Origin of the sequence: Bacillus sp. EKM202B (genome assembly GCF_011066025.1) — a bacterium.
In the GTDB taxonomy this organism is placed as follows: domain Bacteria; phylum Bacillota; class Bacilli; order Bacillales; family Bacillaceae_G; genus Bacillus_A; species Bacillus_A toyonensis.
In genome coordinates this window covers 1-13,039 of sequence record NZ_JAAMNK010000013.1, presented here as the reverse complement: position 1 = coordinate 13,039, position 13,039 = coordinate 1, and the positions used below count along the sequence as shown (strand labels likewise).

The following is a 13,039-nucleotide window of genomic DNA, read 5'->3' as shown; positions in this document are numbered from 1 at the left end:
CTCCTCCGTTTTATACGTACGGAAGATTTCAATTCAATTAATCTTCCTGTACCTTTAATTTTAATGAAAATTCGAAAGAGCTGACTGTCATACTATATCACTCGCTTTCCATAGAATATAATCACATTGTATAATATTTCCTTCAAAATGAATATATAGAAATCGAAAATTCAGACTTATTTCGAAAGGATGATATGATGAATTCATTAATTGGATTTCTTTTTCTTCTTATCACTTTTAATGCTCTAATTTTCTTTATTGCAAAGAAGTATAGGCGAATATGGAAAATTGCCAGTGGCATTTTCATCCTTTCTTCCCCCATCATTTTCTTCGCGACTATGCATGTAATTGGTGAAAAAGTTGGAGATGGTTTCGCTGGAGGTGCTGCTGGGCTTACCTTTAGTGGAATTTTAATCCTAAATGCAATTGTTTTATTTGTTGTAAGTATTTTTAATAGAAATTCATAATCGCCTCCTCGTATTGATAAACAATTACACCCCAAAATTTAAAGAGCTTACTATATAGTAAGCTCTTCATTAAAAATCATTTATTTCACAATCGGTAATATTACTTCGCTTAATTTTACTGTAAGCTTCGTACCCGCTTTCGGTCTAATTGTATAATCATAGTCACTAGCAATTAAAACGATCCCAATTTGATGTCCTGCTTTAAATACATATTCATCTGGCTGCATGTCCCATGTAAATGTATAATCTTTTCCAGGTTGAAGTGCTGTTGAATTTTTTATACTATTTAAGTTTTGCGGGTCCATCCAGCCTCTCGTGACGATTTCAGGCTTTGCTCCACCGTAATCAACAAGTAAAGCTGTTAAATTCGCTACAGAACGGTCAATATTTCCTTTGAATGAAACTTGTGCTGTACCGCTTATTCGTGTATCTTTTTGCAATACTGGCATTGTATACACTAATCGATTTGCTACTTCTAATTCCGGGTTTGCTACTAATTGGTTTGATTTCATTTTTGCATCATCTACGAATGAGAAAGTCTTATTAGCAGATCCCATACTTAATGGCAAATTGACTGCTTTATTACTTAAATACATTCGGATTTTTGACGGCACAGCCGCTGGATCTGGCCAATTTTTTAACTTTTCCCATGTTTTATTTTCTCGTTGTACATCAACCATTGGTTCATCCATAATTCCATTTTCAATTCCGTACAACCAATAATCTAACCATTTATTTTGTGTTTGCTGCCAGTTATTACTTGATGTTCCGCCGTGTCCACCTTGATGTAACCACATTTTACGAGGTACATCATTTTCTCCAAGTGCATCCCACCATTGCGCGAACTGCTTCGTTTTTACGTTCCAATCGTTTAAACCGTGAACGACAAATACGCTCGCTTTTACATTTTTAGCATCTTTCACATAGTTACGTTTATCCCAAAAATCATTATAATTACCAGTTTTCCGGTCTTGTCCATCAGTGAGCTCTTTTATAACTTGTCCGCAAACTTCAGGGTTTTCCCTTGTTAGTACTGCTTCTGCCATATTATCTGTATCTTCCCCTTGATACCCACCTGGCGCAATGACTGCGCCATTTGCACGATAATAATCATACCAACTACTAATCGCTGCGATTGGAATAATTGTTTTTAACCCTTCAACTCCAGTCGTCGCAACAGCATTTGGTAACGTACCATTATAAGAAACCCCTGTCATACCTACATTTCCAGTGGACCAATTTGCATTTACTTCTTTTCCATCTTCTGTATATGCTTTCGCACGCCCATTTACCCAATCAATGACAGACTTCGTCCCCAATATTTCCTGTTCGTCTCCAGTCGTAGGACAGCCATCTGATTTTCCAGTACCGATACTTTCCCCTAAAATAACTGCATAACCTCTTGGCACGTAATAGTTTCCGTACGAACCAAGATTAACCGCTCCATACGGTTTTCCTTCATACGCATACAATTCTTCATCTACATTATATACAGGAACATCTTTTAATCCAGCTCGATATGGACTCATTTCATAAATAACAGGAACTTTCACATTTGGATCAGTTTTTGGACGCATAACCTTTACTGATACACGATCCTTTTTACCATCGCGATCACTATCAACTTCTGTTTCTACAAACAAATTTTCAATAATCGCTTCATCAAGTGAGTAAATAGGTTTTGTCATCCCATTTTCTAATTCAATTTTTGTGTTCGAATGTAATGCTTCTGAAACTTTTCCATTTAACTTAACGCCATTTTCATTTCTAGTGTTTGTTTCCTTATTTTCTGCATACGCAGTGATAGTAGAAACTCCTGATGTAATTGATAAAGATAAAATAGCTGATAGTGTAATTGCAATTTTCTTTTTCTCCATGCCCTTCCCTCCCCAATACTTCTCTTCTTACTATACAACAAAATTACTGAAAATTCAGTTTATATTTTATACAATAACTTGAGAAATTTGTAGAACATTCTCCCTATGAGCTTTCAAAATTATATAGTTCCACTTAATACTGTCTTATAATCATAAAAAAGCATCGTCTCCTATTGAAAATAGACGATGTTTTTTAGTTTTTAATTAGCCCTTCTTCATATAAATATCAAACTGTATCTCTCCATCTATAGTAGAGGCTCCATATTCAAAACCATGTCTTTCTAAAATACTTTTCACTATCGCTAATCCTAATCCTGTACCTGATTTTTCTTTACTACGAGAAGATTCTAATACATAAAATGGTTCCCAAATTTTATCGATATCTTTAATTTGTTCAGCATGAATACCATTTTGAATTTGAAAATATATACCATCGTTTCTATTTTGTAAATAAATTTCCACATTTTGATTCGTTGTATATTTAATCGCATTAGAAATTAAATTTTGAAACACCATTCCCATTTTATTTAAATCTGCATAAATGATTGTATCACCAACAGTATTGTTCACTTGCAAATTGATTTCTTTCGATTCCAGTTCAATCTTATGTTTATCTATTATACTTTGGACTAGTGGCTCAATAGGGAATTCTTCTTTTTGTAATATATCTCTTTCTAGTTTAGAAAATCGTAATAACTCTTCAATTAGATTTGAAATTTGATCAGTTTGTTTAATAATTGTATCTACGTACGTACCATCATCTAAACCATCTTTTATTCCCATAGAATATGCTTTTACTAATGCGATAGGTGTTTTTAATTCATGAGTCATATCACCCATAAATTGTTTTAAATGTTCATTACGATCTGTTAAATCTTGATGTGCTTCATGCAATTTATCACTCATAATATTGATACTATTGGCTAAGTCTCCTATTTCATCGTTCGTTTTCACTTTCGTTCTTTTAAACTTCAAACGTGAAATTTCTTCTGCGACATCACTTAATTCTTTCAATGGTGTCGTGATTGTTTTTGAAAGTATCCACACAAGTAAAATAATGAGAAGGAGTGAGAAACACAAAATGTATAAGTAGAATGTATTTAACGTATTAATAATTTCATTTGAATTTGCAATAGAAGTCCCAATTAAAATTATCGTATCATCTTTCGCAATATATTTAGCAAAAAAGCTTGCTTTTACCTTTCCTTGATCATATAGTTTATTCGATTGCCCTTCCGTTTTCACTTTTATGACTTCGTCTTTCGTAATCCACAGTTTATTTAATGTTACCTTCTTTCTCATAAGTTTTGTGTGTAGTGCTTCGTTCATATCAACTATTGACTGGTTGATTGGCGTATACACAATTGAAACATTACTTTCATTTTCAATTGTATGGATAACATCTTCTAAATCTTTTACTGATGTATTTTGTATTTGCATTGTAAATTTATTTAAGTTTTCACGTGTTTTATAAATATTATATTTCGGTAAAAGATAATTAATTAATAATAAAGAGATCATAAAAATAAGAATAACCGTTAAAGAAATGCTGAAAAATAGCTTTTTTCCAAGTTTATTCACTTTGTTCCTCCAGACTATAACCTAAACCACGATGCGTCTTTATAATATTCTCTCCGATTTTTTTACGCAATCTCCTCACATGTGTATCAACCGTTCTCTCTTCTCCAAAATAGTCAAATCCCCATACGATATCTAACAATTTTTTACGCGTTAAAATCATTCCTTTATGATTTAAAAAGCACTTTATTAATTCTAGTTCTGTTTTTGTAATATCTAATTCTATATCATTTTTATATACTTTATTTTTGGCGAAATTTATCTTTACATCTTGCACTTGAATTACATCATCCTGTTGTACAAGCTTTTTCGCTCGGGTAATTAGTACTCCTGGATGAAATGGTTTTTTCACATATTCATCTGCCCCGCTTTGAAGCGCTGCTAATTCATCTTCACTTTCACTTTTCGCCGTAAGCATTAACACTCTTACACTTGAATTCTTTTTTATTTCCTGACAGACTGTAATACCACTATGTTTCGGCATCATCCAATCTAAAATAGCTAAATCTATTTTCTCATCATAAAAAATTTGAAGTGCTTCCTCTCCATCTTTTGCTAATAAAACTTCGAAGCCTTCTTTTTCAAAATAAGCTTTTAAAATTTTCAACATATCTTGTTCATCATCTGCAATCAATACTTTCATAATTTATCCTCCATTACTTTTAAACAAAAACCAATTGTATCATACAACTTCTTTGTTACATGTATGTGACAGAAAAATATTTAAACCTTTTGAGGGTATAGTAAAGATGAGGTGTTGTATTATGAAAAAAAAAATCGGGTTCATTTCTCTTCTTTTCTTCCTATTATCAACAAATGTGCTCGCAAATACAAATCAACAAATTGAAGTGTTTGATTGCAAAAAAGAAATGGTCATTCAAAAACAATCTTTAGATCCAGCAATCCAAAAAGAAGCAGTTCAATACGCTAAAGCAATAACTGGACCATTTAAAAACTTAAACGTCGTTCCGAAAGATGGACATATGATAAAAATCCCTTTATCTAAACCTATTTCTATTACGAATCAATGGTTACATACTACAATAGACGAAGTACTTATACTGCTCCCACAAAATGAAAAACCTTATATTATGCTATATGATGATGAGAATAATCCGCATTTTTATTATGTAAAAGGTAATCCAAATAGATTATTGAAACAAATGAATGTTACATTATAATTTAAGAAAGATCCCACAAATATCATTTGCAGGATCTTTCTTTATCGGTTAACAACTTGATTTTCATTAAAAAAATGCATAACCTGTCTTTTATGATGTTTATCATGATCTACAAATTCTTTAATAATATATATAAGAGAATACGGCGTTCCAGTATGAGGACAATGTGATACTCCATTGGCAGTTACAGGTTTCTTTAGATTTCCAGCAGGCAATAAACTAAGTTCTTTTACGAGTAACTCTCTTTTTGTTTTTGCTTCTTCAAGAAGTTTCATCTTAGATATACCCGATTTGGCATAAATAGAGGCTATTTTATTATATGTATTAAAGTCAGGGAACTCCACTCCCTTTCCTTCTCTCACTGATGGTAAGACCTTACTTAAAAGACATTCATCCCAATTCATAATATGAGATACAATCTCACCAATAGTCCATTTCCCCTCTGATATTGGTGCCACCCACAATTCTTCTTTCATACCTTTCAATGTATTTAACCAAATTGAATATTCATTGAAATCATGAATAATTTTATTTTCTCCCATCATCCAATTCCCCATTCTAATAATAGATTCAAATGAATTATATCATCAATCCACATAAAAATAGAACAAAAGTTCTATCAAAGTGGATAAATAATAATTCACTACATCCTTTTATATAAGTTCAAATAATGGCTCGCTCCTACATATTTTTTCCCTTTCACAAATCCACCCGAAGTATAAAATTTGTCACCCTGTTCCGTATCTGTATTTAAGACAACGATATTAAAATATTTTTTAGCATCACTTAAAATTCGCACTAACAGTAACCTCCCTAATCCTTTCCTTCGGTATTCTTTTGCAATATAAAATCTTCTTACCCTACCAATCTTATTATTTTCTGTATATGGATCCTCATTTAGCCCTCCTATTCCAATTAACTTTTCCCCTTGAAAAATACCATATAAACATTCTCCAGTTTTATTAAATACATTTATTTTGTTTTCATATTCATTTATTAATTTTATTAGGAAGTTAAAACCTCCTTCCTTACTGTCCTGAACGAGATGACTAATTTCATATTTCATTAAATTTTCTATTTGTTGAATATGTATATCTTTCAAGTAAATTCCCTCCCTTAATATAAAAATATATAAAAATGCTCAAGAATCATTTATTCTGAGCATTTTTATGGTTGTTACCTTATTCAATTCGTAGCATGCGTATTCTGCACTTCAGACAATATTCCCTTCAACTCCATTAAATCATCTATTACTATATCGGCACGAGCCAGTTCATCTTCTTGTGCAAAATCAAAATTGCATCCAATCGCAATTAAACCGTTATCTTTCGCTGCATTTATATCAGATAGTCGGTCTCCAACTACGGCTGCCTCTTTTATATCATATTTGCTCAAAATGGTTTTGACTAAGTCACTTTTATTTAGCGATTGTATTTGTTCAATACTACATGTTTCAGTAACCCACTGATCCAAAGCATAATAAGATACGATTGCTTGTAAGTATTCTTTTAAGCCATTACTAGCGATGTATATTGAACAATTATTTTCTTTTATGTGCGTAAATACTTCTTTTACATTCGGATATAAAGCACCTTTTCCGCTCTTTATGTTTTCAATTAATCTTTCCAAAAAAAATGCGTCTGTTTGTTCTCTCACTTCAATAGAATGGTCTGGTAATAACGTCTCCCAAACTTTCGGTAACGGCACACCCATAATTTCACGATACTTATCAATTGGCGTTACTGCATCCCATAATTGTAGTGACCGCAAATGATTAAAAGTATCATCTAGCGATACTTCTAAAATTTTATCTGTTTGAAATAACGTTCCGTCCATATCGAAAATTAGTGCTTGAAACATGTCATCCTCTCCTTACATAAGCTGCAAATATTCATCAATATCTTTAGAAATTTGTATAAAAGCTTTATCCCAAAATTCATAGCTTGTTATATCTATTTGAAAATGTTTTTTCATGAGCTCTTCTACTGGAGCTTTTCCTGTTTCTCGTAGAAATTCTTTATACTTTAAATGGAATGTACTTGAGTTTTGCTTCGCTATTTCTAATAAACTAAAACTTGCTAAATATCCAAATGTGTACGGATAATTGTAAAAAGGAACATCCGCAATATAAAATTGAATATATTTAATCCACACGAACGGCTGATATTCACTTAAAGCATGTCCATATGCTTCTTCTTGTGCCAATATAGATAACTTCTCAATTTCGTCAGCACTTATGGGACCTTCTTTACATTTTTCATAAAAATTCTTCTCAAATTGAAATGATGCTCGAATGGCCATAACATAATTAAAAGTATTTCTTATTTTCCAGCTAAGTAATGACTTTTTCATATCTATACACTTTGTTGTTTCGATTAAATAGTTTATGAGTACTGTTTCAAAGAAAATAGACGCTGATTCAGCTGTACTCATTGGCAAATAATCATCTAAAAAAGAAGTAGAGTGTTCAAAACTCATATTATAAAAATGCCAAGCATGTCCTAGCTCATGAGCAAGTACTCTTACACTATCTATACTCCCATCATAACGCATGGAGATTCGTGATTCTTTCTCAATGAAAAATGGAGCACAAAAACCACCTGGTGGTTTATTCTCTCTCGGTTCAGCATCTACCCATCCACTTTCTATCGCATTACGTGCAAATTCTGCTAATTCTTCATTAATATCTTTTAATGCATCATATATGTTTTGTACTGCTTCTGAAAAAGGAATAATAGCCTCATTATTTTCCTTTACTGTCATAAGTTCATGCCATGTAATGAAAGCTTTTCCGTTCTTATACACTTTTAAAACGCTGGCTAATTTATCTAGATTTTCTTCTGTCGCATCCCACATTTGTAATAATACAGTTTCAGAGATTTCATTCGCTTGGAGAGATTGTGTTAAAATCTCTCTATCCCCTATTTCGTTACTTTTTGTATTACGTAATCGCCCTATTTGATTTAATACAGTAGCAAAGATTTCTTTTTCCTTATGCAAAGCACTTGTAAGTAACTCGAATACTTCTAACCTTTCCTTTTCATTATCACTATTCATTGCAATATGATTTGCTTGACCAAATGATAATTGTTTATTATTGTGCTCTATTTCTATCTTATTTCTTAATTGTATGTACATATTTTCCCACGCATTTAGTTCATCTTTTATGAACCTAGTATTAATATTATCAGAAATTGCCACCTCACTTTGTTGTATTACTTGCTGTACTTCACTTTTTAGTTCCTTTACTTTCACAGTCAATATAGTATTGTCAGATGAAACACTTTCTTCAGCCGATCGGCAATACAAATAGTATTCTGCATTTTCAATAGCCTGTATAAGTTTTGAAAGGATTTCCACATCCTTTGTCACTATATATTGTTCTTTCAACTCTAATATCGGAAATATAATATCTTCACACGAATATAATCGATCTAAATCCCACCTAGCAATTTCATGCATTTTTATAGCCGCCTCCTATTTTTACAAATAGTTACAGATATTTCTCCCTACCCAATTATATATGAAACTACAATTTTTTAATATCTTTAAATATTTCGTTTTTTGATGAGCAGGACTAGATTTATATTCGTTTCTTTCACCACTCAATCACAAATAGCATAAACACATGAATGATACGATGTGTAAAAAAGACAATAAAGTTATTTACTTTTAAACCTAAAACAAGCATAACCCCGTTCTAAATTTAGGACGGGGTTAAAATATAGATGTATAATTTTCGATATAAGATACTTCACTGTACTTAAAAATATAACAATAAAGTCGTTTAAAATTGAACATTATTCAACAATAGCGCCTATTGTTGAATAATGTTCAATTTTAAACGAATAAAGCCATTAATATTAAATTTTGATAGCCGTCATCCAATTTTACACCCTTTGCTTTTCTACCCTCTTCAAAAAATCCTAGATTCTTATATAACTGGATTGCACCTAGATTATCTTCCATTACCTCAAGACAAACTTTTTCAATCTTACTGTTATTTTTAGCCCAATTGATTAACGTTTCTAGAAGAGCTCTTCCAATACCATAATTTCGATATTCAGGTAGTATGGTCATCGCAAAAGCCCCTTGATGACTAATTTTTTCTTTGTTTCCGTTCTTAAAATCGATTGCACCGACTAACTTACCATCAACTTCAGCAATAAACTGTACATAATTTGGATTTTCATGATAAGCTTTTAACGTTTTTTGAATAGCATCAACACTCATCTTTTTTACATCCTCAACCGTACTTAGCATGTATGGAGCATTTATTAAAGCTTTTGAAGCAGCATTTAGCATTCTTTCTGCGTCCTGTTCTTTAGCTTCTCTAATTATTACTGTTTGTCCATCCTTAGATTTATAAGTAAAAACATTAGTTGATAATATATTACACACACCCTTTCGGAATATAATTAATCGGATTCTTTAACTATTCCACAATTCTTAAGTAAGAGAAAGTCGTATCACCTTTTCTGTAATCGCCCTCCTTTAACTTAATAACAATTATTTCAAATATTTTTAATTTTGACAAGAAATCGTTTCGTTATATAGTTCGATTGTTGAATAACATGACTGGCGTTTTTAAACAACTTTATTGTGTTTTAAACGACTTTATTGTAAATTAAACAACTTTATTATCTCTGTACACGATTACTGATATAAGTATCACTTCACCAATACCATATCGACCAATTATCACAGATTAAAAATAAAAAAGGATTGATCAAAAGATCAATCCTTTACTCTACTTCATTTAAGAAAAATAATGTTATAACGCCAGGTCCTGTATGTGCACCGATTGCTGCTCCAATTGTATTTACGATAAATACTTCACAGCCGAATCTTTCCGTAATTAATGCTTTTAACGCTTCAGCTGTTTCTAAGTCGTCGCCATGAGTCATTGCGATTGTTTGACCTTTAAGTTCTTTCCCACGCTCTTCCATAATATCTACAATTCGGCCAAGTACTTTCTTTTTCCCTCTTACCTTTTCAAGTGGTACAAGTTTTCCTTCTTCCACATTTAAGATCGGCTTAATGTTTAATAAACCGCCGATAAAACCTGCTACTTTACTTAAACGTCCACCTCTAACAAGGTACTGTAAGTCAGCCACAGTGAAGATATGTTCCATATGGTTCATTAAAAAAGCGACACGTTTTAAAATATCTTCTTTTGATGCGCCGTCTTTCGCCATTTTAGCAGCTTCTAAAACGACAAGCCCTTGACCAAGCGAAGCACATTTCGTATCAATAATCTCCAAATCTAAATCTGCATATGTTTCTTTTACTTCCTCTTTAATGACAATTGAAGATTGATATGTACCAGACAGTTCAGATGAAAAAGCTAAATATATACAAGGGTTACCTTCTTTTGCATAAGAAACAAATTTTTCTTGGAAAGTTTCAAGTGAAGGCAATGATGTTCTATAAACAGCGCCTTCTCTCATTTTTTGCAATAATGTAACTGACTCTAATGTAACTCCATCTAAATACTCTGTTTCTGCTTCATCATATACACGGAGTGGAATTAAATCAATATCATATGCTTGCAGCAATTCTACCGGTAAATCCGCCGCACTATCCGTAATGATTTTAACACCCATTTTTAAACCTCTATTCTGTTATAAATATAAAATAATAAAATAAAAATAGTACTTTTAAATTATATACGTAAAACTTAAATGAAGAAAGGAAAACACTTTATATTGTATGCACTATTCTCCAAAACTTGAACTGTTAATAAAAATCATGCCATTTTAACCACTTTTTCCTGAAAATATATTATGTATAATGGAAATAGTAAAAGTTTTCTGAAGGAGGATGCATATGAGTATTCAACTGGCTACATATAATGATCTAGAATGGATTAATAATCAATACGAATCAATAGGATTTGTACGGAGCGATTTAAAGCGAGATAAAGTTGCAATCATTACATACAACAATGAGTACGCAGGTGTTGGACGACTAATCAAAATAGATGATAATACTATAGAAATGGGTGGGATTTTTATTCTCCCAAAATTTAGAGGTCTACAATTAGCTGGGGAACTTGTTTCATTTTTAGTAGAAACTGCGAAAAAATTACAAGTACAAAATGTGTATTGTCTTCCTTTTGAGGAACTAGAAAACTTTTATAAGAAATATGGCTATACTGAGGTCGATACTACGAAAGAAGTTGTCCATCCAATTATTCTAAAAAAATATAATTGGTGTTTAAAACATTATGATAAACATGTATTACTGTTTAAATTGTAAGTTTTCTATAATGGGGGTGGATACACTTTGTGTTACACCTCATGTTTTAACAAAGATTTATCCATTTCATCTATTAAAAGAATTAGTTTTTTAAAGCGATCCATCAATTGTATTTCATATCTTTCCCAAACGCTTATTAGCAAGCTCATTTACAAACTTGCTAGCATTATTTTTAAGTTTCTCTAATACATTTTCCTGAAGAAATTTTTAACTAATTGATGTAGAGATGATTAATTATCTAATCCGCACCCAAACTTCCTGTTCTTGTAACAATTGCACAGTTAATTCCAATACAAGGTTTTGTATTAACTGATACGCGTTATCATGCGGTGTACTTCGTTCCGATATAAATTCAATACATTGAAAAATATAACCTTCTACGAGTAAGCTCCCTTTTTCAATTTTAGATGGATTATTTCCTTTCCTTATTATTTTTGGTAATAAAAACTCTTTTTTTGTTAAAATAATTTCCTGTGACACCTCTTTTATTTCTATAACTTTTTCTTTAAATACCACTTTTTCTCGTAAATTAATTTCACCTTTATACTTCCCTATTTCTATTGGTAATTTCGCAGGTATATAATTATTTACTCCTCCTTCATCTTCCTTATCTAAAATTATTCCGTGTATAGGAATCCACGAAGATGTTCCTACCCAATTCTCTTCCATATTACTTTTTATTTTTTGATTAGAAAGTTCTAAAAGCACTCTCTTTTCATAAAGGTTTGAAGAAACTAAATTACAATTAACTTCTCCTTGATAATGTTGCACTGTAGTTAATAACTTAGTATCCAATTCACGACCCCTTTCATCTTTTTGATTCCGAAATACAAATACTTCTTGATTTTTCACATTCATATTAGGGAATTTTATAAAACTAGTCACATCTGAAATAATAGAAAATGGGGTTTTTACTATTTTTGAACGTACTAAGGTCTCTATTTTTGATTCTGAATCTTGACGTTTTTTCTGTGACTCTGTTTCTTTACTCTTTTTCTCGGATTTAACTGCTTCTTCTTTTTTTGACTTTGTTTTTTTACTTTCTTTCTCTGATTCAATTGTTTCTTCTTCTTTTTCCGACTCAGTTTCTTTACTTTCTTTCTCTAATTCAATTGTTTCTTCTTCTTTTTTCGACTCAGTTTCTTTACTTTTTTTCTCTAATTCAATCGCTTTATCTCCCGTTTTTGATTCTGTTTCTTTATTTTCTTTCTCTAATTCAATCGCTTTATCTCCCTTTTTTGATTCTGTTTCTTTATTTTCTTTCTCTAATTCAATCGCTTTATCTCCCTTTTTTGATTCTGTTTTTTTACTTTCTTTCTTTAATTCAATTGCTTTATCTTCTTTCTCTGATTCTGTTTCTTCAATTTTTTCCTTTTTTCTTATTTCGCGTGCATCATCTTGAACATTCAGCTTTTTCCCTTTATAAACTTTGTTCCATATTTCCTGACCAACCCATGGATTTTTCATCACCATCCCCCCGTCTAATGAAATTCATAAAAATATGTTTTTTGTACGCGACCATTTCATCATTATATATGTTTTATAATAATAAAAAAGACATTGTCTTTTTATCAAAGACAATGCTTTTTTAGTTTTATACTTGTACTTGTTGTACTTGTAAAACTTTTAAAGTAAGATCTAGTACAATTTTTTCACGAAGAGTATCAAATGGTTC

At 31.4% G+C, this 13,039-nt stretch carries 13 protein-coding genes and 1 pseudogene; 3 read left to right on the top strand and 11 right to left on the bottom strand.

Annotated features, from left to right (window positions below; translation table 11 throughout):
* Positions 1–197 precede the first annotated feature (197 nt).
* Positions 198–467, top strand: a complete 270-nt coding sequence (locus G9F74_RS16430) for a hypothetical protein (protein WP_001086638.1) — start codon at positions 198–200, stop codon at positions 465–467.
* Positions 468–547: 80 nt separating this feature from the next.
* Here the strand turns inward: G9F74_RS16430 and G9F74_RS16425 are convergent, their stop codons facing one another.
* The 3 genes from G9F74_RS16425 to G9F74_RS16415 all read right to left on the bottom strand — a co-directional run bounded on the left by G9F74_RS16425 (position 548) and on the right by G9F74_RS16415 (position 4,565).
* A complete protein-coding gene (locus tag G9F74_RS16425) occupies positions 548–2,344 on the bottom strand; it encodes a Xaa-Pro dipeptidyl-peptidase (RefSeq protein ID WP_000412267.1) in 1,797 nt (598 codons plus the stop codon).
* Between the two features lie 204 nt (positions 2,345–2,548).
* Positions 2,549–3,925: a HAMP domain-containing sensor histidine kinase gene (locus G9F74_RS16420; protein ID WP_016108583.1), complete on the bottom strand. Its 1,377-nt coding sequence runs from the start codon at positions 3,923–3,925 to the stop codon at positions 2,549–2,551.
* The gene (locus G9F74_RS16415) at positions 3,918–4,565 is read right to left on the bottom strand and encodes a response regulator transcription factor (protein ID WP_000865955.1); all 648 of its coding nucleotides are present in this window, start codon (positions 4,563–4,565) and stop codon (positions 3,918–3,920) included. The genes G9F74_RS16420 and G9F74_RS16415 overlap by 8 nt, the downstream gene beginning before the upstream one ends.
* Positions 4,566–4,686: 121 nt before the next feature.
* Here G9F74_RS16415 and G9F74_RS16410 point away from each other — a divergent pair, with 121 nt between their 5' ends.
* The gene (locus G9F74_RS16410) at positions 4,687–5,103 is read left to right on the top strand and encodes a hypothetical protein (RefSeq protein ID WP_000726753.1); all 417 of its coding nucleotides are present in this window, start codon (positions 4,687–4,689) and stop codon (positions 5,101–5,103) included.
* Positions 5,104–5,144: 41 nt separating this feature from the next.
* Here the strand turns inward: G9F74_RS16410 and G9F74_RS16405 are convergent, their stop codons facing one another.
* From G9F74_RS16405 to G9F74_RS16380, 6 genes are all read right to left on the bottom strand, one after another.
* Positions 5,145–5,645, bottom strand: a complete 501-nt coding sequence (locus G9F74_RS16405) for a DinB family protein (protein WP_016108584.1) — start codon at positions 5,643–5,645, stop codon at positions 5,145–5,147.
* 101 nt (positions 5,646–5,746) lie between these two features.
* Positions 5,747–6,205, bottom strand: coding sequence for a GNAT family N-acetyltransferase (locus G9F74_RS16400; protein ID WP_016108585.1), 459 nt, complete (start codon positions 6,203–6,205; stop codon positions 5,747–5,749).
* 83 nt (positions 6,206–6,288) lie between these two features.
* A complete protein-coding gene (locus tag G9F74_RS16395) occupies positions 6,289–6,963 on the bottom strand; it encodes an HAD hydrolase-like protein (RefSeq protein ID WP_016108586.1) in 675 nt (224 codons plus the stop codon).
* Between the two features lie 12 nt (positions 6,964–6,975).
* Entirely contained in the window at positions 6,976–8,565 is a 1,590-nt protein-coding gene (locus G9F74_RS16390; protein ID WP_016108587.1) for a M3 family metallopeptidase, read from the bottom strand.
* A gap of 378 nt (positions 8,566–8,943) precedes the next feature.
* Positions 8,944–9,504 (bottom strand): GNAT family N-acetyltransferase, encoded by a 561-nt coding sequence (locus tag G9F74_RS16385; protein WP_080119710.1) that lies wholly within the window; start codon positions 9,502–9,504, stop codon positions 8,944–8,946.
* A 344-nt stretch (positions 9,505–9,848) separates the two neighbouring features.
* A complete protein-coding gene (locus G9F74_RS16380) occupies positions 9,849–10,709 on the bottom strand; it encodes a DegV family protein (protein WP_000538270.1) in 861 nt (286 codons plus the stop codon).
* A 223-nt stretch (positions 10,710–10,932) separates the two neighbouring features.
* Here G9F74_RS16380 and G9F74_RS16375 point away from each other — a divergent pair, with 223 nt between their 5' ends.
* The gene (locus G9F74_RS16375) at positions 10,933–11,364 is read left to right on the top strand and encodes a GNAT family N-acetyltransferase (RefSeq protein WP_016108589.1); all 432 of its coding nucleotides are present in this window, start codon (positions 10,933–10,935) and stop codon (positions 11,362–11,364) included.
* Between the two features lie 234 nt (positions 11,365–11,598).
* On the opposite strand, the gene G9F74_RS16370 is transcribed toward G9F74_RS16375, so the two are convergent.
* The gene (locus G9F74_RS16370; RefSeq protein ID WP_016108590.1) at positions 11,599–12,831 is read right to left on the bottom strand and encodes a BC_2427 family protein; all 1,233 of its coding nucleotides are present in this window, start codon (positions 12,829–12,831) and stop codon (positions 11,599–11,601) included.
* Positions 12,832–12,958: 127 nt separating this feature from the next.
* Positions 12,959–13,039, bottom strand: a pseudogene (locus tag G9F74_RS30685) (CsxC family protein); the annotation flags it as partial.

Excerpts from the sequence above, each read along its gene's own strand:
- G9F74_RS16430 (WP_001086638.1), top strand. The coding sequence starts at position 198 with ATGAATTCATTAATTGGATTTCTTTTTCTTCTTATCACTTTTAATGCT.
- G9F74_RS16425 (WP_000412267.1), bottom strand. The coding sequence starts at position 2,344 with ATGGAGAAAAAGAAAATTGCAATTACACTATCAGCTATTTTATCTTTA.
- G9F74_RS16415 (WP_000865955.1), bottom strand. The coding sequence starts at position 4,565 with ATGAAAGTATTGATTGCAGATGATGAACAAGATATGTTGAAAATTTTA.
- G9F74_RS16410 (WP_000726753.1), top strand. The coding sequence starts at position 4,687 with ATGAAAAAAAAAATCGGGTTCATTTCTCTTCTTTTCTTCCTATTATCA.
- G9F74_RS16405 (WP_016108584.1), bottom strand. The coding sequence starts at position 5,645 with ATGGGAGAAAATAAAATTATTCATGATTTCAATGAATATTCAATTTGG.
- G9F74_RS16395 (WP_016108586.1), bottom strand. The coding sequence starts at position 6,963 with ATGTTTCAAGCACTAATTTTCGATATGGACGGAACGTTATTTCAAACA.
- G9F74_RS16390 (WP_016108587.1), bottom strand. The coding sequence starts at position 8,565 with ATGCATGAAATTGCTAGGTGGGATTTAGATCGATTATATTCGTGTGAA.
- G9F74_RS16380 (WP_000538270.1), bottom strand. The coding sequence starts at position 10,709 with ATGGGTGTTAAAATCATTACGGATAGTGCGGCGGATTTACCGGTAGAA.
- G9F74_RS16375 (WP_016108589.1), top strand. The coding sequence starts at position 10,933 with ATGAGTATTCAACTGGCTACATATAATGATCTAGAATGGATTAATAAT.
- G9F74_RS16370 (WP_016108590.1), bottom strand. The coding sequence starts at position 12,831 with ATGAAAAATCCATGGGTTGGTCAGGAAATATGGAACAAAGTTTATAAA.